This is a genomic window from Hamadaea tsunoensis DSM 44101, assembly GCF_000428945.1.
Classification (GTDB): Bacteria; Actinomycetota; Actinomycetes; order Mycobacteriales; family Micromonosporaceae; genus Hamadaea; species Hamadaea tsunoensis.
The window spans coordinates 54,939-79,302 of the sequence record NZ_AUAX01000006.1; the positions used below are offsets into that span (position 1 = coordinate 54,939).

The 24,364-nt window shown below is 70.3% G+C and carries 20 protein-coding genes, 1 tRNA gene and 2 pseudogenes; 11 read left to right on the forward strand and 12 right to left on the reverse strand.

What is annotated here, in order from left to right:
* Positions 1-26 precede the first annotated feature (26 nt).
* A complete protein-coding gene (locus G401_RS52640; protein WP_027342801.1) occupies positions 27-2,663 on the forward strand; it encodes a M4 family metallopeptidase in 2,637 nt (878 codons plus the stop codon).
* Between the two features lie 113 nt (positions 2,664-2,776).
* Here G401_RS52640 and G401_RS0112670 read toward each other — a convergent pair whose 3' ends face one another.
* The gene (locus tag G401_RS0112670) at positions 2,777-3,040 is read right to left on the reverse strand and encodes a cell division protein CrgA (RefSeq protein WP_027342802.1); all 264 of its coding nucleotides are present in this window, start codon (positions 3,038-3,040) and stop codon (positions 2,777-2,779) included.
* 247 nt (positions 3,041-3,287) lie between these two features.
* Here G401_RS0112670 and G401_RS0112675 point away from each other — a divergent pair, with 247 nt between their 5' ends.
* The 4 genes from G401_RS0112675 to G401_RS0112690 are packed head-to-tail and all read left to right on the forward strand — an operon-like array spanning position 3,288 to position 6,477.
* On the forward strand, positions 3,288-3,989 hold the full coding sequence (locus G401_RS0112675) for a DUF881 domain-containing protein (protein ID WP_322787728.1): 702 nt from the start codon (positions 3,288-3,290) through the stop codon (positions 3,987-3,989).
* Entirely contained in the window at positions 3,986-5,548 is a 1,563-nt protein-coding gene (locus tag G401_RS55755; RefSeq protein ID WP_027342804.1) for a class E sortase, read from the forward strand. Before G401_RS0112675 ends, G401_RS55755 begins: the two co-directional genes overlap by 4 nt.
* A gap of 3 nt (positions 5,549-5,551) precedes the next feature.
* On the forward strand, positions 5,552-5,806 hold the full coding sequence (locus G401_RS0112685; RefSeq protein WP_027342805.1) for a hypothetical protein: 255 nt from the start codon (positions 5,552-5,554) through the stop codon (positions 5,804-5,806).
* A gap of 5 nt (positions 5,807-5,811) precedes the next feature.
* Positions 5,812-6,477, forward strand: coding sequence for an aminodeoxychorismate/anthranilate synthase component II (locus G401_RS0112690; RefSeq protein WP_027342806.1), 666 nt, complete (start codon positions 5,812-5,814; stop codon positions 6,475-6,477).
* 55 nt (positions 6,478-6,532) lie between these two features.
* Here G401_RS0112690 and pknB read toward each other — a convergent pair whose 3' ends face one another.
* The 7 genes and pseudogenes from pknB to G401_RS0112725 form a co-directional block, all read right to left on the reverse strand.
* Positions 6,533-8,233, reverse strand: a complete 1,701-nt coding sequence (gene pknB / locus G401_RS45275; RefSeq protein WP_034591565.1) for a Stk1 family PASTA domain-containing Ser/Thr kinase — start codon at positions 8,231-8,233, stop codon at positions 6,533-6,535.
* Entirely contained in the window at positions 8,230-9,594 is a 1,365-nt protein-coding gene (locus G401_RS45280; RefSeq protein ID WP_084557117.1) for a serine/threonine-protein kinase, read from the reverse strand. Before G401_RS45280 ends, pknB begins: the two co-directional genes overlap by 4 nt.
* Entirely contained in the window at positions 9,594-11,096 is a 1,503-nt protein-coding gene (locus G401_RS0112705) for a peptidoglycan D,D-transpeptidase FtsI family protein (protein ID WP_027342807.1), read from the reverse strand. The genes G401_RS45280 and G401_RS0112705 overlap by 1 nt, the downstream gene beginning before the upstream one ends.
* A gap of 290 nt (positions 11,097-11,386) precedes the next feature.
* A pseudogene (locus G401_RS45285) lies at positions 11,387-12,886 on the reverse strand (FtsW/RodA/SpoVE family cell cycle protein); the annotation flags it as partial.
* A 20-nt stretch (positions 12,887-12,906) separates the two neighbouring features.
* Entirely contained in the window at positions 12,907-14,262 is a 1,356-nt protein-coding gene (locus G401_RS45290; protein ID WP_084557118.1) for a PP2C family protein-serine/threonine phosphatase, read from the reverse strand.
* A complete protein-coding gene (locus tag G401_RS0112720) occupies positions 14,259-14,744 on the reverse strand; it encodes an FHA domain-containing protein FhaB/FipA (protein WP_027342808.1) in 486 nt (161 codons plus the stop codon). Before G401_RS0112720 ends, G401_RS45290 begins: the two co-directional genes overlap by 4 nt.
* Before the next feature lie 5 nt (positions 14,745-14,749).
* Positions 14,750-15,525: pseudogene (locus G401_RS0112725) on the reverse strand (FhaA domain-containing protein).
* 200 nt (positions 15,526-15,725) lie between these two features.
* Between G401_RS0112725 and G401_RS0112730 the strand changes: the two are divergent.
* From G401_RS0112730 to G401_RS0112740, 3 genes are all read left to right on the forward strand, one after another.
* A tRNA-Leu gene (locus G401_RS0112730) sits at positions 15,726-15,811 on the forward strand.
* Positions 15,812-15,935: 124 nt separating this feature from the next.
* Positions 15,936-17,057 carry an NAD-dependent epimerase/dehydratase family protein gene (locus G401_RS0112735; protein ID WP_211240727.1) on the forward strand — a complete coding sequence of 374 codons (1,122 nt, stop codon included), beginning with the start codon at positions 15,936-15,938 and terminating at the stop codon, positions 17,055-17,057.
* Positions 17,042-17,851 (forward strand): WecB/TagA/CpsF family glycosyltransferase, encoded by an 810-nt coding sequence (locus tag G401_RS0112740; protein WP_245601700.1) that lies wholly within the window; start codon positions 17,042-17,044, stop codon positions 17,849-17,851. The genes G401_RS0112735 and G401_RS0112740 overlap by 16 nt, the downstream gene beginning before the upstream one ends.
* Before the next feature lie 72 nt (positions 17,852-17,923).
* On the opposite strand, the gene G401_RS45295 is transcribed toward G401_RS0112740, so the two are convergent.
* Entirely contained in the window at positions 17,924-18,253 is a 330-nt protein-coding gene (locus G401_RS45295; protein ID WP_157545646.1) for a hypothetical protein, read from the reverse strand.
* Between the two features lie 193 nt (positions 18,254-18,446).
* Between G401_RS45295 and G401_RS0112750 the strand changes: the two genes are divergently transcribed.
* On the forward strand, positions 18,447-19,187 hold the full coding sequence (locus G401_RS0112750) for a hypothetical protein (RefSeq protein WP_157545648.1): 741 nt from the start codon (positions 18,447-18,449) through the stop codon (positions 19,185-19,187).
* Positions 19,188-19,285: 98 nt separating this feature from the next.
* On the opposite strand, the gene G401_RS57635 is transcribed toward G401_RS0112750, so the two are convergent.
* A complete protein-coding gene (locus G401_RS57635; RefSeq protein WP_027342813.1) occupies positions 19,286-19,642 on the reverse strand; it encodes a hypothetical protein in 357 nt (118 codons plus the stop codon).
* Positions 19,643-20,009: 367 nt separating this feature from the next.
* On the opposite strand from G401_RS57635, the gene G401_RS0112760 reads away from it, so the two are divergent.
* Together G401_RS0112760 and G401_RS0112765 are read left to right on the forward strand one after the other, a co-directional pair.
* Positions 20,010-20,885: a helix-turn-helix domain-containing protein gene (locus G401_RS0112760; protein WP_034591576.1), complete on the forward strand. Its 876-nt coding sequence runs from the start codon at positions 20,010-20,012 to the stop codon at positions 20,883-20,885.
* Positions 20,855-21,073 carry a DUF397 domain-containing protein gene (locus G401_RS0112765; RefSeq protein WP_027342815.1) on the forward strand — a complete coding sequence of 73 codons (219 nt, stop codon included), beginning with the start codon at positions 20,855-20,857 and terminating at the stop codon, positions 21,071-21,073. The genes G401_RS0112760 and G401_RS0112765 overlap by 31 nt, the downstream gene beginning before the upstream one ends.
* A gap of 66 nt (positions 21,074-21,139) precedes the next feature.
* Here G401_RS0112765 and G401_RS0112770 read toward each other — a convergent pair whose 3' ends face one another.
* On the reverse strand, positions 21,140-22,615 hold the full coding sequence (locus G401_RS0112770) for a glutamate-cysteine ligase family protein (protein WP_027342816.1): 1,476 nt from the start codon (positions 22,613-22,615) through the stop codon (positions 21,140-21,142).
* A 498-nt stretch (positions 22,616-23,113) separates the two neighbouring features.
* Positions 23,114-24,307: a hypothetical protein gene (locus tag G401_RS45305; protein ID WP_051366569.1), complete on the reverse strand. Its 1,194-nt coding sequence runs from the start codon at positions 24,305-24,307 to the stop codon at positions 23,114-23,116.
* Between the last annotated feature and the right edge of the window lie 57 nt (positions 24,308-24,364).

Consider the following 24,364-nt stretch of genomic DNA (forward strand, 5'->3'; position numbering starts at 1 on the left):
CCCTCCCTCACACCCCCAGGACTCTCGTGAAGACACGCACCAGCGTGGCGATCATCGCCGCGGGCGTGGCGCTGAGCGCTGTCGCCGTCACCGCCGTACTCGGCGGGACCGGAACCTCCGTGGTGGGCCTCTTGCCGGGACGCCCCGTGGCCCAGACCACGGCACCCAGCCCGGCCTCCTCCACCGGCGCCGCCGGCGTACCGGCGAAGCCGCCCAAGGGCGCGCTCCCGGCCGCCACCGGCGTCTCCGAACTGCGTACGAGCGGGACGAAGAAGCCCAGCATCGTGCTCGCGCCCAGCGGCGCCATCCGCACCGTCACGGCGCAGCCCAGCGAGACGCTCGGCAAGTCCGGCACCGACGAGTTCGTCGGCCGGTACGCCGGATCGTTCGGCCTGAGCGACGCGTACTCCCTGAAGAAGAGCGAGACCCGGCAGCTGCCCGGCGGCGACACCGTGACCCGGTACGCGCAGACGGCCGGCGGCCTGCCGGTGCTCGGCGGCGAGGTGATCGTGACCAGCCGCGGCGCGGCGGTACGCGCGGCGGTGGCCGAGACGACGCAGCAGAAGCCGGGCGGCGGCGCGAAGCTGTCCGAGGCGGACGCGGTGGCGAAGGCGATCCCCCCGGCGGCCGACAAGCTGCAGCTGGACGCGGCCGGCCTGCGGGCCGGCGAGACGAAGCTGTGGCTGTACGACCCGGCCCTGATCGGCGCGCCCGCGGGCCCGACGGGCGCCCGGCCGACCTGGTCGGTGTCGGTGACCGACGAGAACGGCGGCGACGTGGCGCAGGTGCTGGTCGACGCGGTCGACGGCACCGTCCGCCTGACGATCAACGAGCGGGAGTACGCGAACAACCGGATCATCTGCGATCTCGCCAACCGGCGGGTCAACCTGAACACCAGCGCCAACTACCTGTGCACCGCCACGAGCTTCCTCGGTTTGCAGTCGACGACCCGGACCGAGGGCGGCGCGGCCTCCTCGGTCGCCGACGTGAACTCGGTCTACACCATGATCGGCAAGACCGAGGACTTCTACCGGGCGAAGTTCGGCCTGGACTCGTTCGACGGCCAAGGCGCCCAGGTCCGGGCCACGGTCCGCGCCTGCCACACCAGCGGCAGCTGCCCGTACCAGAACGCGTACTGGGAGGGGACGCAGTTCGTCTTCGGCCAGGGCTTCGCGACCGACGACGTGGTGGCGCACGAGTACACGCACGGCGTGACCGAGCACTCCGCCGGCCTCATGTACGCCTACCAGAGCGGCGCGATCAACGAGGCGCTCTCGGACATCATGGGCGAACTGATCGACCAGGCCGACAACCCGTCGAAGTCCGCGGCCGACAAGTGGCTCATGGGCGAGACGCTGCCGATCGGCGCGATCCGCAGCATGAAGCAGCCCGAGCTCTACGGCCAGCCGTCCTGCTACGGCTGCACCTACTGGGAGACCGACCCGCAGCTGCTGGACAACGGCGGCGTACACACGAACTCCGGCCCGGCCAACTACGCGGCGTACCTGATCGCGACGGGGATGTCCGGTGACGGCAACGCCAAGTCGGCCCAGCTGTGGTACCGCGTACAGCACCTGCTGCCGTCGGGCGCCGACTACCCGCTGCTCGGCTCGACCCTGGCGAGCGCCTGCTCCCAGCTCATCGGCCACTACGGGGTCACGCTCGCCGACTGCGGCGTGGTCGCCAACGCGATCACCACCACGAAGATGCTCGACCCGACGGTCGACGGCGGCTCGTTCCCGACCCGGATCAAGTTCTGCCCGCAGTCGAACCAGCCGCTGAACACGGTGTACTACGAGGGCTTCGAGAAGCCCGGCACCTGGGACGTCACCAACGCGCCCTACTGGCTGACCCTGCCGGACCCGATCGCGCCCTACGAGTACGCGTACACCGGGGCCGGCTCGCTCAACGGCTGGACCACGACCGCGGGCGCCGGCAACGGGGCGACGGCCACCATGAAGAACGCCGTCACGGTGCCGGCCGGCTCCACCTACCTGAGCCTGATGGCAGGCGCCCTGACCCGGGACAGCCAGGGCATCCCGTACCTGGAGTACAGCGTCAACGGCGGGGCGTGGACCGGAGCGGCCTTCCCGGTCGCGGACGGGTTCGCGTTCGGCGGCGGCGGCGCGATGCCGGAACTCGACGGCTACAACGCCACCCGGCTCGACATCTCGTCGCTGGCCGGCAAGTCGGTGAAGTTCCGGTTCCGGCTCCAGTCGGTGGCCCCCAGCGCGTACCGCAGCGGCGGGCTGGACTTCTACGTCGACGACTTCCGGGTCTACCAGTGCGCGGCCCGCCCCTCCGCCCCCGCCGGGTACGCGTACCTGGACGGCGGCACGGGCACGGTCGGCGTCACCACGGTCTACGGCGTCGGTGACGCGGGCGGCTACTCGGTGTCGGGCGACCCCGTCGACCACTTCGAGGTTCAGTTCACCCCGCCGATCCCCGGCGCGCCGACCACGTTCGCCCCGGGTTCGGAGCTCACCGTGACCAACGCCCCGCCGTACAACTACACGGTTCTGGTACGCGCGGTCAGCGGGGCAGGCGTACCGAGCGACTGGACGACGCTGTTCATGAGCACCACCGGGCCGACGTCGTGCCAGACGCTGACCTACTCGGGCGGCCGCCCGGTCTGCCTGCCGGCGGGACACACCCGGCGCTGACCACCTTTCGACACGACGAAGCCGCGGTCCACTCGGGCCGCGGCTTCGTTGGTCTTGACGTGCGTACTGGTGACTTCTGGCCGGATGGGGCCGGCTGCCTCAGCGCGAACGCGTCAGCGCCACTTGGACAGCAGGCCGAGCGCGACGACCATGGCGCCGAAGCCGACCGCGATGTTCCAGTACTGCCAGCTCATGACCGGGTACTCGCCCTGGGAGAGGTAGTACACGACAAGCCACGCGATGCCCAGGACGATCAGCACGACCGCCGTCACGGGCAGCCACACCGGGCTCGGACGCTTCTCCGCCATCGCGGCGGTCGGCCGCACGTCGGTCGGCGGTGTGTAAACCTTCTTCTTGCGTACCTGCGACTTGGGCATCGAAAGTTCTCCCTGGGCTGGTCTGACCCGAAATATGTGACCGGGTCACCGCACCGGAGGATGCCGACGCGGACCGGCCTGAATAATGTTCAACAGCTAGCGTAGTCACATCGACGCGACAAGACGAGAAGGGGGAGTGGTGGAGTACACATCCGGCTCTTCGTCGTGGCGGCGAGCAGTCCGTCGAGCCGTGGGGGTACTGCGCCCGTCCCGGCGTCCGGGACGCTCGATCGGATGGTCGCTGGGCGTGCCCGCGATCATGATCGCGGCCGGTGTGCTCTTCACCACCAGCGCCAATACGGCTTCCGGCACCGCCCTGCGCGAGGACCGGCGGCCGCAGATGGCCCAGGTCATCCAGCAGCAGCAGGCCCGGATCGCCGCCGAGGAACAGACCGCCCGCAGCCTGCGCAACGATGTTGATCAAGAAACCGCGGGCCTAGCGGGCACCGACACCCCGCTCGCCCAGGCGCGGGCCCGGGGTGACGCCTCGTTGCAGGCCGCCGGGCTGACCGCCCTGCAGGGGCCGGGCCTGACCGTACGCCTCAACGACGCGCCCACCCCGCAGAAGGGCAGCCGCTCCGACCAGGTGTCGAACGACGATCTCGTCGTCCACCAGCAGGACGTGCAGTCGGTGGTGAACGCGCTGTGGGCCGGCGGGGCGGAGGCTATGACGATCATGGGCATCCGGTTGATCTCCACCAGTGCGGTCCGCTGCGTCGGCAACACGCTGCTGCTGCAGGGCCAGGTGTACTCGCCGCCATTCGTGATCAAGGCGATCGGCGATCCCGGCCGAATGCGTGCGGCGCTCTCCGCCGACCCCGGCGTCCAAGCCTTCGAGCAGGCGGTACGCGACTTCGGGCTGGGTTACCAGGTGTCCGACGAGTCGAAGATCGTGGCGCCGGCGTACACCGGTTCCATCGATCTGAGCCACGCCGAGGTGGCCAAGTGAGCCGGCATCGCGCCTCCGATCCGAACGACGAGACCTCGATCATTCCCCGGGTCGGTGACGGCCCGCAGGAGTCGCGGCCGAAGCCCAAGGGACGGCCACGACCGGCCGGTGCACCGCAGGCCGCGGCGCCACCGGGCGCGGAGGCGGACGAGCCGGTGCACACCGTGGCGCCGCCCGCGACCCAGGTGCCGATCTCGGCTCCGCCGGTCGCTCCGCCCGGCCGCCCGCCGGCCGCCCCGACCGATGAGACGGCGTTCATCCCGCCCGTGACGGATGCGGCGCCTTCCGACGATTCCGGGCCTGAAAGTCCTGAAACTTCCGCGCCGGCCTCTACCGAATTCCTCCCGCTGGGCTCCGCCCGCTGGCCCGACAGCCGGCCGTTCATCCCGCCGGCGAATCCCCCGATGATCGGGGAGCCCGGCTTCGCGCCGCCGAGCGGGGACAACCGGAACGCGACCTACCTGCCGTACGGCGTACCGACCGCGGCCACGCCGCCGGCCCGGCCGGCACCGAGACCGCCGGCGGCACCGCCCGTGGATCTCGACGCGACCGGGGTCATTCCGCGCATCGAGGACGGCGTTCCGGCCCCGGTTCCAGCTCCCGGACCGGTTCCGGTTGTGGCGGTTCCGGTTGTGGCGGTTCCGCCGCCGGACATCGACGCCACGGCCACCATTCCCCGGATCGAAGCGGACGCCACGGCCACGCTGCCACGCGTACCGGCGGAGGGGGCCGAACCCGCGTGGGCGGAGCCGACCGGGCTGATCGGCAAGATCCCCGATGTTCCCGCCCCCGAGCCGGAGGACGCGAAGCCCCGGCGCCGCGACACCTCCGGCGCACCCATCCGCGCGGTACGCATGAAGGGCGCGTACGCGTCGGCGTACTCGGACTACACCCGGGTCACCGTCGGGTCGGTGGTGCGGACGAGTCTGCGTACCGTCGGCGAAATCATGATCACGTGTGGCCTCGTGGTGCTGCTGTTCGCCGCGTACGAGGTGTGGGGCAAGACCGCGATCGTCGACGCCCACCAGGACACGTTGAACCAGCAGCTCGCCCAGAACTGGGACCAGCCTTCGGCCAAGCCGTCGGCGCCCGGCGGCAAGGAGCTCCCGCCCCCGCCCGGCGACGCGATCGGCCGCCTCTACATCCCGCGGCTGAACAAGCACTGGGTCGTCGTCGAAGGAGTGGCACCCGACGACATCCGGTACGCCCCCGGCCACTACCCGAACAGCGCGATGCCCGGCGAGGAGGGCAACTTCGCGATGGCCGGGCACCGGATGCGCTCGGTCTTCTGGGACCTGGACCAGGTCGAGGTGGGCGACAAGATCGTCGTCGAGACCCGGTCGACCTGGTACGTGTACGCGGTCGTCAAGGAGCGCATCGTCAAGCCGACGCAGGTGGAGGTCGTCTCGCCGACGCCGCCCGGGGTCGAGCCCGGCAAGCTGCTGACCCTGACGACGTGCAACCCGAAATGGGACAACTACCAGCGCCTGATCATCCACGCGTCCCTGGTCGGGCAGCAGTCCCGGGCCGACGGACCGCCGCCGGAGCTGGGAGGCTGACGCATGTACGCCTGGATCTGGCGCCGCCTGCCCGGCCCCTGGTGGGCCCGGTTGGCCGCCGCGTTCGCCCTGACCGGCGGCGTGGTCGCGCTGCTGTGGTACTTCGCGTTCCCGTGGGCCGAACCGCTGCTGCCCTTCGACGACGTCCAGGTGGGCAACCCCGTCGACGTGGTGCCCGGCCAGGACGTCGTGCCGTATCCCACCGTGGACAACTCCCAACCCGGCACGCCACAGCCGTCCGCTTCCGTGGCAGGGTGATGGACATGCGCGTACTCGTGATCGACAACTACGACTCGTTCGTCTACAACCTGGTCCAGTACCTCGGCCAGCTGGGCGTCGAGTGCGACGTACGCCGCAACGACGAGGTCTCGCTCGCCGAGATCGGCCGGCTGGACGTGGCCGGCATCCTGCTCTCCCCCGGGCCGGGCGCGCCGGAGAGCGCCGGGGTCTGCCTCGACGTGCTCCGCTCCTGCGGCGGCGACGTCCCGATCTTCGGCGTGTGCCTCGGCCACCAGGCCTTCGGAGCCGCCTTCGGGGCGACGGTCAACCGCGCACCGGAACTCCTGCACGGGAAGACGTCACTGGTCACGCACCTGGGGGTCGGCGTACTCGAAGGATTGCCGGAACCGTTCACCGCGACGCGCTACCACTCGCTGGCCGTCGTGGAGTCGACGATCCCGGACGAGATCGAGGTGACCGGCTGGACCTTGCCGGCGAGCGGCTCGGGCCGCGGCGTGGTGATGGCGATGCGGCACCGCACGCTGCCGATCGAGGGTGTGCAGTTCCACCCCGAGTCGGTGCTCACGCAGGGCGGCCACATCATGCTCGCGAACTGGCTGGCCGCGTGCGGCCGGCCCGACGCCCGGGAGCTGGCACCGGCCCTCGCCGCCGAGGTGGACAGCCGCCGCCTGGCCGCCTTCGCCCAGTAACATCAAGATCCGCAAGCGATGCTTGCGGATCTTGACTAGCTGGTACGCGTCCGCGCTACGGCGTGTTCGTCGGCTCCGGCGAGGCGGACTGGGACGGGCTCGTCGTCGCGGCGTAGTCCACCGAGATCTTGACCTTGGAATTCTTGAGGACCAGCGTGTCCTTGCGAGGGGTCTGGTCGCTGACCTTGCCGGCGTCCTCGGGGGCGACCTCCTGGCCCAGGACGACCTGAGCCTCCAGCCCGTAACCCTTGAGGGTGTTGATGGCCTGTTCCTGGGTCATGCCGATGACGTTCGGGACGGCGACCTTGTTGTTGAGCGAGATCGCGACCTCGACCGTCGACCCCCGCTCCACGCTGGTGCCGGGCGCCGGGTTCGAGGAGAGGACCTGGTCCTTGGGCTTCTCGCTGTCGACCGGCACGAACTTCGCCTGCAGCCCGGCTCCGGCCAGCGCCGCCTCGGCGTCCGACCGGCTCAGGTTGACCAGCGGCGGCACCTTGGTGGTACCGGGACCGGTGCACAGCACGACGGTCACGGTCGACCGCTCCTCGGCCTTCTGCCCGCCGGGCGGCGTCTGCGACACGACCCGGTCCTTGTCGCAGTCGGCACTCGTATCCGGCGCACCGTACGCGATCCCGAAGTTGTCGTGCTTGAGCATGGCTTCGGCCTGGTCCTTCGTCATCCCGACGACCCGCGGCACGTCCACCTTGGTCGGCTGGTTGAGCAGGATCAGGCCGGCGGCGACGGCGACCACGGCCAGCACGCCGAGGAACGACAGGACGGCGATGGCGGCCCCGGAGGTCCGCTTCCGCTTGCCGTTGCCGACCCGGGCGCCGTTGCGGTTGCCGTTCGTACGCGGTGCCGCCGTCATCGGCACCGTCTCCTCCTCGCGCAGCACCGGGGTGGCCAGGACCGGCCGGCCGGAGGCGGCGCGCAGGAGGTCGGCGCGCATCTCGGCGGCCGACTGGTAACGGTTGGCGGGGTTCTTGGCGAGCGCCTTGAGCACGATCGCGTCGATGTCCGGCGTGACGTCGCGGTTGCTGGTCGACGGCGGCCGCGGATCCTCCCGCACGTGCTGGTACGCCACCGCCACCGGCGAGTCGCCGACGAACGGCGGGTGCCCGCAGAGCAGCTCGAACAGCACGCAGCCGGCCGCGTAGACGTCGGAACGGGCGTCCACCGCCTCGCCCCGGGCCTGCTCCGGCGACAGGTACTGGGCGGTGCCGATGACCGCCGAGGTCTGCGTCATCGTGGTCGCGCCGCTGGCCAGGGCCCGCGCGATGCCGAAGTCCATCACCTTGACCTGGCCGTTGGGCGTCAGCATGACGTTGCCCGGCTTGATGTCGCGGTGGATGATGCCGTGCCGGTGGCTGAACTCGAGGGCGGCGCAGATGTCGGCGGTGATCTCCAGCGCGCGGCGCGGCATGAGCCGGCCCTCGGCGGCGAGCACCTCCTTCAGCGTGCGCCCCGCCACGAACTCCATGACGATGTAGGGCAGGACCTCGTTGGTGGCCCCGCGCTCCTCGCCGGTGTCGTAGACGGCGACGATCGCCGGATGATTCAGCGCGGCGGCATTCTGCGCCTCGCGGCGGAACCGCATCTGGAAGGTGTTGTCCCGGGCCAGGTCGGTACGCAGCATCTTGATCGCGACATCGCGCCCCAGGCGCAGATCGCGCCCGCGGTGCACCTCGGCCATGCCGCCGTAGCCGAGCAGCTCGCCGACCTGGTATCTGCCACCCAGCAGCCGGGCCTGCGTCATCTCGTCCGTCGTCCTTCGGTCGTCGGCTCCGGGCTCGTCGCCCGGAACTCCGTCAGCTTTACCCGGGCCGAGTCAGCTTGCCAAATCCCCGCCGGTCTTGTCACGTTCTGGGGCGCGTCGATGTGACCGGAACCACCCCAGACCGAATTTCGCGTCACGCTGTACCCGATGTACCCCGCACACGCAACAATGGCCGCCATAGCCACAAAAACCAGCAAAATCATCCAAAAGGTACGCCATGCCCCGCCCGTAGGTTGCACGGCGGTCTTCGTTTCCGTGGCGCGTACGGGGGTGGGGCCGGGTACGCCGACACCGCCTCCGCTGGACGGACCCGGTTGCCCGCTGACCTGCGCCGGTACGCGATTCGGCAACCCGCCGCCGTTGGGCGCCCCGACATGCGACAAGGGCGGAGCGCCCTTCTGGGCCGGAGTCGGCGTCGGATTGCCGGTGGCCACGGACGCGCGGCCGGGCGACACGGGCGCCGGCGAGTACGGCATCGGCGAGACCGGCGAACCGACCGGCGCCCGGCCGGACTGGTCGCCGCTCAGCACCGCCGCCGCCTGCCGGGCCGCCGCGCCGAAGATGGCCGCGCTCGGCCACCGGGCACCGGGGTCCTTGGCCATCGCCCGCTCGACGATCGCCCGCACGGCCGGCGGAACATCGGGCGGGAGCGGGGCCGGGGCGAGGCGTACGTGCTTCATCGCGATCTCGATGGGGTTGTCCCCCTCGAACGGCCGCCGCCCCGACAGGCACTGGTACGCGACCACGCCCAGCGAGTAGACGTCGGAAGCGGCCGTCGCGGTCTGGCCGGACGCCTGCTCGGGCGCCAGGTAGGAAGCCGTGCCGAGCACCGCTCCGGCCGCCGTCAACTGGGCCGCGACCGCGGAGCGGGCGATGCCGAAGTCGGTGAGCACGAGCGTGCCGTTCGCGCGTACCAGAAGATTGCCGGGCTTCACGTCGCGGTGGACGATGCCCTTGGTGTGCGCGGCCTGCAGCGCCTCGGCGGCCTGCGCGATGAGCGCCATGGTCCGGGCGGGGGTGAGCCGACCGACGCGGGAGAGCGTACGCGACAGTGCGTCGCCCTCGACGTACTCCATGACCAGGTACGCGACCTGCTGGTCGCTGCCGTAGTCGTAGATGTCCACGACGCCCGGGTGGTTGATCGTGGCCATCGTGCGCGCCTCCTGGCGGAAGCGCTCCGAGAATCCCGCCTCCTCCAGGAGGGCGGGCAGCAGAATCTTGATCGCGACGGTGCGGCCGAGTGTTTCGTCGGTTCCGCGCCACACGTCTCCCATGCCGCCCGTGGCGATGCGCTCGTCGAGGCGGTACCGCCCCGACAGCAGCGTGCCTGGGGACACCATCACTTACCTCCCCGGTCAGTGATGACGGCCTTCATGACCAGCCCGCCGATCCGCGCAGCCTCGCTGCTGCCGCCGGATCCCGCGTTCGCGAGGAACACGGCCACCGCGGCGACCGGCTTGCCGTCCTTCATGGCGTAGCCGATGAACCAGCCGTGATCTTTCTGGCCGTCGCCGTTCTGCGAGGTGCCCGTCTTGCCGCCGACCTGGTAGCCGTCGATCTGAGCCTTCTTGCCCGTGCCGTTCTGCACGACGCTGACCATCATCGCCTGAAGGTTGCGGGCGACGCTGTCGGAACATGACACCCGCAGCTGCTTCGGTGTGGCCTTGTAGTAGTTCGTCGTCAGGTCCGGCCCGAGAAGCTGTTCGACGACGTAGGGCCGCATCTGCCGGCCGTCGTTGGCCACCGTGGCGGCGATCATCGCGCCCTGCAACGGGGTCATCGCGACGTCGGCCTGTCCGATAGCGGACTGGGCGATCACCGGGTTGTCCGGGCCGCTGGCCGTCGTCAAGGTGCCCACCTGGCTCGCCGCCACCGGCAGGCCGCCGTCGGCGTCCGGCTTGCCGATCCGCAGGGAATCGTCGCCGAAGCCGAACGCCGACGCGGTGTCGGTGAGCGCCTGCGGGCCGAGCGTCACGCCCAGCTGGGCGAACCCGGTGTTGCAGGACTCGGTGAGCGCCTCGATGAGGGTCACCTGGCTCTCCGGGCAGATCGAGTCGGCCGCGTTGTGGATCGCGTGCGTCGTACCCGGGGCCGTGTAGCTCGGTCCGGCCGGGATCGACGTGTTGATCGTGTAGCCCCGCTCCAGCGCCGCCGCCGAGTCGATCACCTTGAAGGTCGAACCCGGCGGATACCGCTCGCTGATCGCCCGGTTCAGCAGCGGCTGCGTCGGGTCGTTCGCCAGCTTGTCGTACGCGTCGGCCGCCGCACCCGTGTCGTGGCTTGTCAGCGTGTTCGGGTCATAGCTCGGGATCGAGACCATCGTCTTGATCGCGCCCGTGGTCGGGTCCAGCGCGACGACGGCCCCCACCTTGGCGTCGTTGTTGTTGTTCACCAGCAGCTTGTACGCGAGTTCCTGCGCGCTCGGCGAGAGCGTGGTGACCACGTTGCCGCCCGGCGTCTTCTGGTTGGACCAGAGATCGCGCAGCCGGTCGGCGAACAGCTGGTCGCTGGTGCCCGCGAGGAACTCGTTCTCCAGGTACTCCACGCCGGTCGGCGCCCCGTTGACCGGCTTGTAGCCGATGAGGTGCGCGTACGCCTGCTTGTAGGGGTACTGCCGGAGGTACTTCAGATTGTCGTCGGTGGGGATCGACTGGCCGACCGCCTTGCCGCCGGCCTGGATCACGCCGCGCTGCCGGTCGTACTCGGCGACCTGCTTACGCCCGTTGTACTGGCTGGTGCGGTAGTCGTTGGCCCGCTGCCACTGCACGAAGTTGAGATTCGCGAAGAGCAGGCCGAACAGGACCATCGCGACCACGCCGACACGGCGTAGCGGGGCGTTCACGAGTTCTCCTTCGGTGCGGGCGCGTTGACGTCGATCTTCTCCGTGGGCGGGGCCTCGCCGCCCAGAGCCTCGTCGTCGAGGGCGCTGTCGTCGGGGCCGCTGTCGTGGTCGTCATCGTCTGAGACGTCGGCGGCGGCCACATCGTTGCCGGGGGTTCGGACCGTCGGCTGTTCGGCCGTCGGGTTCAGCGGCTGCGGCCCGACCGGCTGGGTCGGCCCGGCCGGCACGTCCGGCGCTGGCGGCACGCTCGGCCCGGCCGGGGCCGCGGCTGCGGGACGGTTCGGCGGGGCGGGCCGAACGCTTCCGGCCGGGACCGCCGCCGTGCCGACGGGCGGGCGCGCGGGCGGGGCCGCTGCGACCGGCGGGCGGATCATCCCGCCGGGCGCGCCGAGCGGAGCCCGGGCGTTGTCCGATATCCGCAGCAGGATCGCGATCAGCAGCCAGTTGGCCATGAGCGACGAGCCGCCCGCGGACAGGAACGGCGTCGTCTGCCCGGTCAGCGGGATCAGCCTGCTCACGCCGCCGACGATGACGAACACCTGCAAACCCAGGGTGAACGCCAGGCCGCCGGCGAGCAGCTTGCCGAAGGAGTCGCGTACGCCGAGCGCGGCCCGGATCCCCCGCACGACGATGAGCAGGTACAACACCAGGAGCGCGGTCAGGCCGAACAGCCCGATCTCCTCGCCCATGCCGGCGAAGATGAAGTCGTTGCGCACCTCGGGTACCTGGCTCGGCGAACCCGCGCCCGGGCCGGTGCCGAACAGGCCGCCGGTGCCCAGCCCGAGCAGCGACTGCACGAGCTGGTAGCCCTCGTTGTAGGCCCGATCGCCGGAGAAGGGGTCGAGCCAGATGTTCGCCCGGTCGTAGAAGTTCGCGAACGGCCCGCCGATCGCCCCGCCCAGCACGTACGCCAGCACGGCGCCGCCGAAGAACAGCACCAGACCGATGATCAGCCAGCTGACGCGCTCGGTCGCGATGTAGACCATCACGATGAACATGCCGAAGTAGAGCAGCGCGGTGCCGAGGTCCTTCTCGAAGATGAGGACGAGCAGGCTCAGCAGCCAGACCACGAGCACCGGGCCGAGGTCCCGGCCGCGCGGGAAGTCGATGCCGAGCACCCGGCGGCTGGCCAGGGCCAGAACTTCGCGTTTGCGTACCAGGTAGTAGGCGAAGAAAGAGGCGAGCATGAGCTTCGCGAACTCACCCGGCTGGATCGAGAACGAGCCGAACTTGATCCACAGCTTGGCCTCGTTGACCTCCGAGAACCGCGCCGGCAGCACCGCGGGCAGCATCATCAGGATGATGCCGACGAAGCCGAGGGTCCAGGCGTACCGGGAGATGGTCCGGTGGTCGCGCAGGAACCAGAGCAGCGCGGCGGCCAGCCCCACCGCGATCGCGGTCCAGAGCAGCTGCTTGCCGCCCTCGCCGGACAGGATCGGGTAGTCCGCCCGGTCGCCCGCCTTCGCCTTGCCCAGGTCGAGCCGGCGAAGGAAGGTCACGCCCAGTCCGTTCAGGGTCGCGACCGCGGGCAGGATGACCGGATCGGCGTACGCGGCGCGCAGCCGCACGACCATGTGCATCGCGAGGTAGACGACCGCGAGGATGCCGGCCGGCACCCAGAAGTCCGGGGTGACCTGGTCCAGCAGGTTGGCCTCGACGGCGGCGAGATAGCCCGCGACGACGAGCATGCCCAGCAGGAGCAGGATCAGCTCCGTACGCCGAGCGCGACGCGCCCGCTTGCCCACCGCCGGGGAGGCGACGGCGGGCGGGGAGACGGCGGCAACGGTCACGGCACTCTCACGATCGGGGTCTAGGACCGGCAGGGCGCCGGACTCACGGCGGTATCGGAGGGCGCGGCCGAGGCGCTGGGCAGGCCGCTGGGGGTGACCGCGGTGGAGGCGCTCGGCGAGGCGGACGGCACGGCCGACGGCGTGCATTCCGGCAGCAGGTTCGTGTTCGTCGGGCTGTCCTCGGTCAGGCCGGCCAGGATCTGACGGGCGTCGGTCTGCGTGGCCGCCACGATCCCCTTGCGGACACGCTCCTGCGCGACGGGGGTGAGCTCGTCGGACTTGAGCGTGCTGCGCAGGTCCACCTGGGAGAGGTCCACCCCGGCGATCGAGCCGGGTACGCCGCGGAACACGGCCACGTACCCGTCGTCGGTGAGGCCCACGTAGTACTGCGACTGGGTGTAGTGCCAGCCGGCCCAGAGCAGGCCGCCGAGGATTCCGAGGAGGACCACGAGCAGCCCCGCCGTACGCCACGGGTGCCGTTTGGGCCGGGCGTCGTCCTCGGGCTGGCTGGGCGGTTCGGGGGTGGCCGGACGCGGAGCGGCGCCGGCCGTGAGCGAGGCGGCCCGGGCCGCCGGGGTCGACTCCGAGGCGGTGGCCTGAGACATTCCCCGGTCGCGGGCGGCCGCGCCGCCGACCACCGGTACGTCCTCGACGATGTCCTCGTCGTGGGCGTCCGCGATGATCACCGTGATGTTGTCCGGACCGCCGCCGCGCAGCGCGAGGGCGATGAGCCGGTCGACGCACTGCGACGGGTCGACGTACTCGCGCAGGGTCTCGCCGATCGTGTCCGCGCTGACCACGCCGGACAGGCCGTCCGAGCAGATCAGGTAGCGGTCGGCCGCCTTGACCTCGCGGACGGAGTACTCCGGCTCGACGTCACGGCCGTCCATCGCGCGGGTGAGCAGCGAGCGTTGGGGGTGACTGCTCGCCTCCTCCGCCGAGATCCGGCCCTCGTCGACGAGCATCTGCACGTAGGTGTCGTCCTTGGTGATCTGCGTGAAGTCCCCGTCGCGCAGCATGTACGCGCGGGAGTCGCCGATGTGGACCAGGCCGACCTTGGAACCTGAGAAGAGCATCGCGGTGAGCGTCGTGCCCATCCCCTCCAGGTGGGGATTGGCGTCGACCGTGTCGCGAAGCTGCTGGTTGGCGGCGTCCACGGCCCCCCGGAGGGCGTCGACCAGGGCATCGCCCGGTACGTCCTCGTCCAGGGGGGCCATCGCACCGATGACAATGTTGCTCGCGACGTCACCGGCGGCCATGCCGCCCATGCCGTCGGCGACGGCGAGCAGCCGCGGCCCGGCGTAGACGGAGTCCTGGTTCCCGTCTCGGATGAGGCCGCGGTCACTGCGGGCCGCGTAGCGCAGGGTGAGGGTCATGGTCGCAACTCAAGGGCAGTGCGGCCGATTCTGATCGGCACGCCGAGGGGTACGGGGGTAGGGCCGCTCACTTTCGTGCGGTCCAGGTAGGTGCCGTTCGTCGAACCGAGGTCCTCGATATACCACTGTCCGTTGCGCGGCACCAGCCGGGCGTGCCGGGCCGACGCGTAGTCGTCGGTGATGACCAGGGTCGAGTCCTCCGCCCGACCGATTGTTATCTGGGCTTCGCCCAGCGTCAGCCGGGTACCCGCGAGGGCGCCGGCCGTCACCACCAACTGGTGCGCGGCGCGGCCCTTCTTGACCTTCGCCGGGCGCGACTGTCCCGCCGCCGCCGCACCCACCCCGCGGGGCGCGGCGACGAGCCGGGACGCGCGGGCCCCGGCGAAGAGGTCCCGGCGGATGACGCCGACCACCGTGAACACGAAGATCCACAGAAGGACGAGAAACCCGAACCGGGCGGCGGCGAGAACGAATTCCGGCACGGCCGCTAACCGTCCACGCGGAAGGTCAGCGTGGTGGTCCCGATCTGGATCATGTCACCAGGGTTCAGCGCGACCGCGGAGATGCGCTGGCCGTTGACCATGGTTCCGTTCGTGGAACCGAGGTCGGTCAGCACCACCTGGCCGCCGTCGAAGTCGAGGCGCGCGTGCCGCCGCGAGATGCCCACGTCGGGCAGTCGCAGATTGGCCTGGTCGCCCCGGCCGATCACGGTCGAGCCGATGGCCAGCGGATAGGTACGCCCGTCGGCCGAGACCAGCCGGACGTTGCGCTGCCCGCCGCCACCGGCGGGCGGCCCGTAGCCGCCAGGCTGTTCGTACGCCGGGTACGCGGGCGGCGGAGCGTCGTAGCCGCCTCCCGGCTCGGCTCCCGTGAAGACTTCGGCCGTCACCCGGAACATTCCGGTGTCGAGGCCGTCCCCCCGCTCGATCTCCACGATCACGTCGCCGTAGACCGTCCAGGCCTGCTCGCCGATGAACTCCGCCTGCGACTGGGCCAGCTCCTGGGCCAGTGCGGCGGCGTACGGCGCCAGACGACTGTGGTCGTAGGGCGAGAGATCGATCACATAGCGGTTGGGCACCAGCGTGCGACCGCCCGCAAGGATCGCCTTGTGGGCTTCGGCCTCCCGCTGCATGGCGTTCAGGATCTCCACCGGGTGGACGACCCCCTTGAACACCTTCGCGAAGGCGCCTTCCACCAGGCCTTCCAGCCTCTTCTCAAAGCGTTGCAGCACGCTCACCGGTCCTCCTCGGGTTCCGAGGACATGATGCTATCGGTCCTCCGCCCGTCACGTCTGCGCCCCGATGGGCACGAGCACCTCGACCCGCCCGGATGCGGCCCCCTCGCCGGGGTCGTGCTAGTCTTCTGTCCGCGCCGCCAGGCGGGCTGACCGGGAGATTCCGGATCAGTATCCGATTGGCGGTGATAGCAGGACATAGCGTAAGCTGTGCCGGCTATTCACTTCTGGGGAAGTGGCGGAATGGCAGACGCGCACGGTTCAGGTCCGTGTGCCCGAAAGGGCGTGAGGGTTCAACTCCCTCCTTCCCCACCATAGCGAGGCCGCCGAACAAGTGTTCGGCGGCCTCGATCTTTTCCTACGGCGTGTCGGTCCTCCCGAGGCCCCCCAGCGCGTGGACGAGCATCTGGAGGAACTTGCCGGAGCAGCCCGCGCGGCTATGCTGTCCGGTGTCCCCCAGCCGAAAAGAAGCAGGCCAGGAGTTCTCACGGTGAGTGTCGCGCTAGTTACCGGTTCGGCCGGGCTGATCGGATCCGAGGCCGCCCGCCACTTCGCCAAACTGGGCCTGCAGGTCGTGGGCATCGACAACGACATGCGCAAGTACTTCTTCGGCGAGGACGGCTCGACCGCCTGGAGCCTGGTCCGGCTGACCAGCGAGCTCGGCGACGCGTACACGCACTATGACGTGGACATCCGCGACCGGGAGATGCTCCAGAAGATCTTCGAGCGGTACGGCTCCGACATCTCGCTCGTGATCCACACCGCCGCGCAGCCCAGCCACGACTGGGCCGCCAAGGAGCCGTTCACCGACTTCGACGTCAACGCCGTCGGCACGGTCAACATGCTGGAGTTCACCCGCCAGCACTGCCCGGAGGCGGCCTTCATCTTCACCTCGACCAACAAGGTGTACGGCGACACGCCCAACCGCCTTCCCCTGGTCGAGCAGGAGACGCGCTGGGAGATCGACCCGTCGCACCCGTTCGCGGACGGCATCACCGAGGAGATGTCGATCGACGGCAGCCTCCACTCGATCTTCGGCGTGTCGAAGGTGGCGGCCGATGTCGCCGTGCAGGAGTACGGCCGCTACTTCGGGATGAAGACGGCCTGCTTCCGCGGCGGTACGCTCACCGGCCCCGCCCACTCCGCCGCCGAGCTGCACGGGTTCCTCGCGTACCTGATGCGCTGCGTGATGGAGGGCCGGACCTACAACCTGTACGGCTACAAGGGCAAGATGGTCCGCGACGCGATCCACTCGCACGACGTGCTGACCGCGTTCGAGGCGTTCTTCCGGGCCCCCCGCAGCGGCGAGGTCTACAACCTGGGCGGCGGCCGCTTCTCGAACTGCTCGCACATCGAGGCCTTCGCGATCGCGCAGGAGATCACCGGCCACGAGGCGCAGATCAATTACGTCGAGCAGGCGCGTATCGGCGACCACCAGTGGTACATCAGCGACATGGGCCGCTTCTCGCGGCACTACCCGGACTGGCGGATGACCTACGACGTCCCGGCCATCCTGCGCGAGATCTACGAGGCCAACGTGGGCAAGTGGACGCACCAGTGACCAAGCGCAGCGTGCTCGGCGTCCTCGTCGACGCCACGACCTACGCGGACGCGACCGGCCGCATCATCGACGCCGCCGAGAGCGGCCGGCCGTTCGCCGTCACCGCCCTCGCCGTACACGGCGTGATGGAAGGCGTACACGACAAGGCGCTGGGCGCGCGGCTGAACAGCTTCGACCTGGTGACCCCGGACGGCCAGCCCGTACGCTGGGCGCTCAACCTGCTGTACGGCGCCGGGCTCGACGACCGGGTCTACGGCCCGACGCTGACGCTGAAGGTGCTGGAGCGGGCGGCGGCGACCGGTCTGCCGATCTACCTCTACGGCTCCACGCAGCCGACGCTGGACCGGCTGGTGCCGGCGCTGCGGACGATGTTCCCCGACATCAAGATCGCCGGGGTCGAGGCGTCGAAGTTCCGAGCCGTCGAGCCGGGCGAGGCCGAGCGGATCGCCGAGCGGATCACGGCCTCCGGCGCGCGGATCGTGCTCGTCGGCCTGGGCTGCCCGCGGCAGGAGATCTTCACCCACGCGCTGCGGGAGCACCTGAGCATGCCGCTGCTGGCGGTCGGGGCCGCGTTCGACTACCACGCGGGCGGGCTGCGCAAGCCGCCGCCGTGGATGCAGCGCGCCGGCCTGGAGTGGCTGTGGCGGCTGGGCCTGGAGCCGAAGCGGCTCTGGAAGCGCTACCTGCTGCTCAACCCCGAGTACCTGGCCCGCCTCGCCGCCCAGAAGGTACGCGTCTGGAAAGCCGCGCCGCCGCAGCCGAGCCGGGACGCGCCGGCGACGTTCCCGGTCTGAGCTTCCGGCAGGTCTTCTCCGAGCAGGCGAAGGTGCGCCCCGGACGGGTCCGGGGCGCACCGCGCACTCCGCCTACTTGACGTAGATCAGTTCGAGGATGGCGCGGGTCGCCTCGAACCAGCGGTTGAGCCACTCCGGCGACGGGGCGGCTCCCTTCGGCGGCAGCTCCATGAGCAGTCCGCGCAGCAACGGGTGGTCCGCCAGCCCGGGCTCCGTCAGCCAGCTCGCCGGCGGGTACACCGGCTCGGTCAGGCCGTCGAAGGTGAGCGCGACGCTGGACTTCACGCTGTCGGATTCCGGACTGGCGTGCGTACTTTGAGTAGGCGCCGAGGCGTACCCCGGCAGCGGGCTGACGAAGCGCTCCGCGTTCGCAGCGCCGGCGTTCTCCTGGCTGATGGTCATCGCCTGATCCCCTCCTGTCGGGAGGCCAGCCGCGCGCCGCGGGGGAGAAATCCCTGTTCACGCGGCGGGTCTTCGAGGCAACGGCCGCACTGTCTGATACAACGAGGCGGATGAGGCCGAGCGACGGTCTTCCCCGCAACCGCGCTCGCCGTCCCACTTTTCGGACCACCTTCGAACATGTGCGGGAGTTGACGTGGCGGATCCGCGCTTTGCGCCGGCTGAGCGGTGCCACTCGGCGGAATGCCGCCACTGCGCCACGGACTCGCCGGCCACCCCGTCGTTGTGGCGGTACGCCCCCAACGTCCCCGCCGCGCGTACCGGGGAGGACGCGGTGCGGTCGCGGGCTCGGGCCGAGCTGGACGAGGTCTCCGACGACGAGGCCTGGCTCTGGCGGCTGGTCGAGGAGGCCGACCGGGCCGTCGAAGGCGCTCCCGCCGTGCCGGATCCCGCCCTGCTCGCCGCGGCCGAGCAAGCGCTCGTGCAGGCCATGGCCTTCGAGGAACGCATCCAGCTGCAGATCCGCACGGCGCAGCGGTTGCTCTCCCGCGCCTCGTCCTGGCTGCGGCCGGCGTACCGGGCGGCGGTCGCCCGCCAGCTCCGCCGGGACCGGGCCACCGCCGTCATGGCCGCCGTCCAGCGAGGACGGGCCGCCGACACGGTCGACCGGCTCCGCTCGACGGCCGCCGCCCGCGCGGCGTACCTGGGCGAGCACAAGGTCACCTTGGCCGCGGGCCGTAACGCCCGCCGCGAGCTGCTGGGCATCATCGACGACCTGATCGAGGGGTACGCCGGACTCGCCCACCCGCCGGCCTGGTTCCGTTTCGGCCTCGGTACGCCCGGCGGGAACCCCGACTGGCTGCGGACCGCCCGGGAGACGGTGGCCGCGCGCCGGCGTACCACGATGGACGCTCAAGCGACCCGGGTGCCGGACTGACGTACAGCCGCCCCCTGGCGCCGGTACGCGACTTCCTCCGCTCGGCGTGCGGAGTCGGTCGGGCCCGGGCCAAGGGGCGGCTCGCCGGTACGCGCCGCTCAGCCGGCGGCGACCGCCGGCGTCCGGTGCACGGCTGCCCGCGGTCGCACGGGGCGCGCGGGTCGATCCTGGAGGTTCGCGCGGCTGGTGGCCGCGCCGGATGAGGCCTGCTGGGCCGCGACGCCCGGACCGGCCGGTGCGTTCTGCCTCACCATGCGCAGGCCACCGGCCCGCACGAAGATCGACCGGCGCTCGACGGCGTCGCCGGCTGCGTTGAGCTGGTATCCGTCCAGCCACAGCCAGCCGTCGTAGGTGGGCCAGTCATGCACGCGGATGACCCGGAAGAAGATGGATGTCGCGAACTGGACGCTCGCGTCACGGGTGACATGGAGGATGTCGCCGGCTCTCGGTGTCACTGTCCCTCCCGGAATCCTCATACGGTGTGAGTCGTTGATGAAGTAATGGTCTTCGCAGACTGATGCCAGGGATCCACTCATCAGACGCATCCCGCACCAACGATGATCACGATGGGTGTCCGATTTCCCACTCACTGTGCAGCATCAGGAAGATCAATGCAAGTTGCACGCCGAGATTGTCACTTAGGCGTGACGGCGCAGAAATCCGCCATCCTCAGGTGATCGACCGGTCGGACGCCATGTGCGCGTTCGGACAGTTGAAGTGCGGTTTCATTCGGGGCAGACTCCGGACAATGGGGAGGTTGTCCCTGATCCAGGGCGTACTTGACGCCGACACCGATCATCGTCGCGGAGGTGCGCCGTGACCATCGCCCGAAAGAGCCCGACGGTACGCCGTCGCCGGCTCGGAGCTGAGCTGCGCGATCGACGGGAGAGAGCCGGGCTCTCCCTCGAGGCCGTGGCCGAACGGCTGGAATGTTCCCAGTCGAAGATCAGCCGAATCGAAACCGGTCATACATCTGTCAATGTCCGCGACGTCCGCGACCTGCTGACGATCTTCGGCGCCGCGGAGGCGGAGATTCTCGAACTGACGGACCTCGCTCGCGATGCCCGCCAGAAGGCTTGGTGGCACCCGTACAGCCAGGTTCTGTCCAGCGCCTACGTCGGGCTGGAAGCCGAGGCGAGTCGCGTACGCACCTATGAGCAGCAGGTTGTTCCGGGGCTGCTGCAAACAGAGGCGTACGCGCGAGCCATGATGGGTACGCTGCCCCGCCAGAACGAGGACGAAATCTCCCGGCGCATCCGTGTCCGCATGAAGCGGCAATCGTTGCTGGACGAAGGAGAATCGTTTGAACTATGGGTGGTGCTCGATGAGTCGGCTGTGAGCCGTCCGGTCGGCGGCGACGAGGTCATGCGCAAACAGATCGAGCGGCTGCTGTCGGCGGCCGAGCGACCGAACGTGACCATTCAGCTGCTGCCGTTCGAGATCGGCGCACATGCCGGTATGGACGGAACTTTTGCCATCCTCGACTTTCCCGAGCCCGGCGATCAGTCGGTGGTGTTCGCGGAGAACGCGACCGGGGGACTGTTCATCGAGAAACGGGATGAGCTGGCAAGATATCTGACCCTCTTCGAGAACATCCACCGGACGGCACTCGGACCGGAGCAGTCCGCCGCCCGGCTTCGGAAGTTAGTGGAGGAGCCACTGTGGAGATCACGTCAAAGGGGTACCACCTCGACATGAGTCAGGCGGTCTGGCGCAAGAGCACCCGCTCCAGCCCCAGCTGCGACAACTGCGTCGAGGTCGCTTTCGTGGGCGGGGCCATCGCGGTCCGGGACTCGAAGAACCCGTCCGCCGGCTTCCTGGTGTTCACGCCCGACGAGTGGGACGCGTTCGTCGACGGCACCAAGGACGGCGAGTTCGACCTGTAACACCCGCCATATCCGACGAACGGGGGTCGCGGCCGTCACCAGCCGCGGCCCCCGTTCGCGTACGGGTCAGGCGACGGGCCAGGTGTGCACGGGCTGGTTGGTGTGCGACAGCTCGATGTACTGGACCAGCATCTCGCGCAGCGCCTGGTCCCTCGTCGCGCCCCGGCGCTCGGCCGCCCGGACGAATTCGATCTGCCACGTGGCGCCGGTACGCCCGGTCAGGCAGCGCTGCTCGATGATGCCGAGCAGGTGGTTGCTGACGGCGGCGTCGACGCCGAACCCGTCCAGCCCTTCGGCCGCGTTGGCGAGCAGCACGTCGAGCAGGAGGTCGGTGGCGCGTACCTCGCCGATGCGGGGCCAGGAGACGGGTGCCGCGATCCCCCGCCGGGCCGCCGCGTGGAAGTTGTCCTCGGCCGCGCTGAAGCTCAGCTGTGTCCAGATGGGACGATCCTGCTCGGCGAAGTGGCGTACGAGGCCGTAGTAGAGGGCCGCGTTGGCCATCATGTCCACGATGGTCGGTCCGGCCGGCATGACCCGGTTCTCCACCCGCAGGTGCGGCCGCCCGTTCATCACGTCGTAGACCGGCCGGTTCCACCGGTAGACGGTCCCGTTGTGCAGGCGCAACTCGCCGAGGTGCGGTACGCCGCCGGAATGCAGCACCTGCAGCGGCTCCTCCTCGTCGCAGATGGGCAGCAGCGCCGGAAAATAGCGTACGTTCTCCTCGAAAAGGTCGAAGATGGACGTGATCCAGCGCTCGCCGAACCAGACCCGCGGGCGTACGCCCTGGGCCCGCAGCTCGTCCGGCCGCGTATCGGTGGCCTGCTTGAACAGCGCGATCCGGGTCTCGTGCCAGAGCTGGTGGCCGAACAGGAACGGCGAGTTGGCGCCCACCGCGAGTTGCAGTGCCGAGATCGCCTGCGCCGCGTTCCAGTAGTTAGCGAACGACTCCGGCGACACCTGGAGGTGGAACTGCACGCTCGTGCAGGCGGCCTCGGGCGCGATCGACTCGGTCTGCAGCTTCAGGTGGTCGGTACCGCGGATGTCGAGGCTGATGTACTCGCCGCGGGCGTTGAGGATCTGCTCGTTGAGGACGCGGTAGCGCGGATTGACCGACAGGTTGTCGAGGATCGCGTGCTCGGTCGTCAGGGTGGGCAGGATGCCGATGAGGACGAGGGAAGCGTCGTGCTCGGCCGCCTTGTCGTCAGTCCGCGCCAGGCTCGCCAGCAGCTGCTTCTCGTACGCGACGAACCCGTCGGCGCCGATCAGCCGCGGCGGCACGTTGAGTTCGAGGTTGTACTGGCCGAGTTCCGACTGGTAGTACGGGTCGGCGAGGGTGTCCAGGATGTCGGCGTTGCGCATGGCCGGCTGGTAATCCCGGTCGACCAGGTTTATCTCTATCTCCAGACCGGTCGTCGGGGCGTCCGCGTCGAAGCCGAAGTCGTCCAGCATCAGCGCGAACGTGTCCAGGCAGCGGCGTACCTTCTGCCGGTAGCGCATCCTGTCCGCACTGGTGAACGCCGACTCCGAGACGTCCTTGCCCATCAGGTCCCCTCCCCGGGATCTCAGCGCGGTCGGGTTTCCCCGCGACGCGACGGCCTGCGCCGATCGCGTGAGTATGCCTCTGGGTAACCGATCCGTCGCGTTGAGCTTCCACCTTACGGCGCACGGACTTCCGTGGCATCGGGTGCTAGGACCATTGGCCCCTTTCCGGCCCGCGTACGCGACCGCCGATCAGCCGGGGCCAGCGATATCCGGGACATGGGGCGGGACAGGCAGAAACGGCGGCAGAACCGGTCCACCGCATCAGTGGACCGGCAATTATCCGAACAAAAAGGACAGACGGCGAAGAACAGCGTTGGTAGCGTTTCCCGCATACCGGTCTCGCGGGGGCGACACCAGGGGGGTCGGTATGGCGCGTCGATGCCGGGGCTTACCAGGGCACCCGCGGCGGGCGTCATACCGGGCGTTCCGTGTGCGGGCGGGGCGGGATCGCATCCCGGACCCGCCCGCGCCGGATGCGCTGCCGAACCGCAGAACCGTCTAGCCGCGCTTCGGGCGCCGCTTCCCCGATCCTCCGGCCGCCGGCTCCTCGGCCCGCGGCTCGTCAGGCGACGCGTCCACCGCGACCGACGTGACGACATCGGTGACCTCGGTCCGCACCTTCACCTCCGGCTCGCGCGGCGCGCGCGGCGCCGGCCGGCTCTTGCGCGGCCGCGGCACGACCGGCTGGGCCTGCGGCGGCGTGACCGGCTCGATGGCTCCGAACGGGTCGCCCACCGGCTGCGGCTCGATCTCCACCGGCACCCACGCGGTCGGCGGCTCCTCGTCGCGGCGTACGCGGCCGAAGACGAGCGCGGCCACGATCGAACCGAGGACGCCCGCCACCACCGTGTAGGGCGCGACCAGCAACGCCGACAGCTGCTCCACCGGCGCGCCGCCCAGCCGCGGGGCCGCGAGGACCATGGCCACCGCGAGCAGCAGCGGACCCGCCGCGCCCGACAGCGCGACCGCGACCCGCGCCTCGCCCCGGCGCGCGGCCGGAACCGCCGCCAGCAGGCCGATGACGAACGCCGCCGCCAACGTCAGCGCCATGCCCGGCAGGTAGATCGCGTGCCACCACGACTCGCCCGGCATCGCCAGCGCGCTCAACTCGCCGTCCGCGCTCGCGCGGCCCAGGCCCGCGAACCGCCACACGCCCAGCTGCGTCGGCACCAGCCCGGTTCCCCCGGCCACCGAGTCCAGCACGGTCACGACCGCCACGAGCCACCACCAGACACCCGTCGCGATCAGGTTCGCGGCCATGGAACGCGCCGCGAGCGCCAGAATCGCGAAGAGCAGTCCCACGAGTACGCCGACCGCGGCGTACCAGCCGACGATCCAGGCCGGCGCGAAGGTGGCCGCCGTGGACACCTGCCGGGCCGGCAACGCGGTCAGCGGGACGACCGCGCCCGCGCCGACGGCCGCCGCGCACGCGACCACCGCCCGCCAGAGTCCCCGTGCCCAGCCGCTCTCGACCTCACCGGGTCCCGTGCGCCGGCGTACCAGCACGGCGCCGAAGACGACGGCCAGGGCCGCCACCCACAGCGTCCAGGCCAGTGCCGCGGCCCAGCCGCTCGGATCGCCCAGCCAGCCGATGATGCCCAGGCCGTAGCCGATGCCGAGCTGCGCGGCTCCGGTGGCGGCGGCCACGCCGATCGCCTGTGCGACCGATCCCGCCCAGCCTCGTGCCGACATGTCAAGCTCCCGTCCGCGCGTACTCCCCCGGTCCTGCGTTCCGGGGCAGAGTATCGC

Bases quoted from the DNA above. Each gene is read 5' to 3' on its own strand.
- G401_RS0112670 (WP_027342802.1), bottom strand. From the start codon at position 3,040: ATGCCCAAGTCGCAGGTACGCAAGAAGAAGGTTTACACACCGCCGACC.
- G401_RS0112685 (WP_027342805.1), top strand. From the start codon at position 5,552: ATGTACGCCTGGATCTGGCGCCGCCTGCCCGGCCCCTGGTGGGCCCGG.
- G401_RS0112690 (WP_027342806.1), top strand. From the start codon at position 5,812: ATGCGCGTACTCGTGATCGACAACTACGACTCGTTCGTCTACAACCTG.
- pknB (WP_034591565.1), bottom strand. From the start codon at position 8,233: ATGACGCAGGCCCGGCTGCTGGGTGGCAGATACCAGGTCGGCGAGCTG.
- G401_RS45280 (WP_084557117.1), bottom strand. From the start codon at position 9,594: ATGGTGTCCCCAGGCACGCTGCTGTCGGGGCGGTACCGCCTCGACGAG.
- G401_RS45290 (WP_084557118.1), bottom strand. From the start codon at position 14,262: ATGACCCTCACCCTGCGCTACGCGGCCCGCAGTGACCGCGGCCTCATC.
- G401_RS0112735 (WP_211240727.1), top strand. From the start codon at position 15,936: ATGCTGTCCGGTGTCCCCCAGCCGAAAAGAAGCAGGCCAGGAGTTCTC.
- G401_RS45295 (WP_157545646.1), bottom strand. From the start codon at position 18,253: ATGACCATCAGCCAGGAGAACGCCGGCGCTGCGAACGCGGAGCGCTTC.
- G401_RS0112770 (WP_027342816.1), bottom strand. From the start codon at position 22,615: ATGGGCAAGGACGTCTCGGAGTCGGCGTTCACCAGTGCGGACAGGATG.
- G401_RS45305 (WP_051366569.1), bottom strand. From the start codon at position 24,307: ATGTCGGCACGAGGCTGGGCGGGATCGGTCGCACAGGCGATCGGCGTG.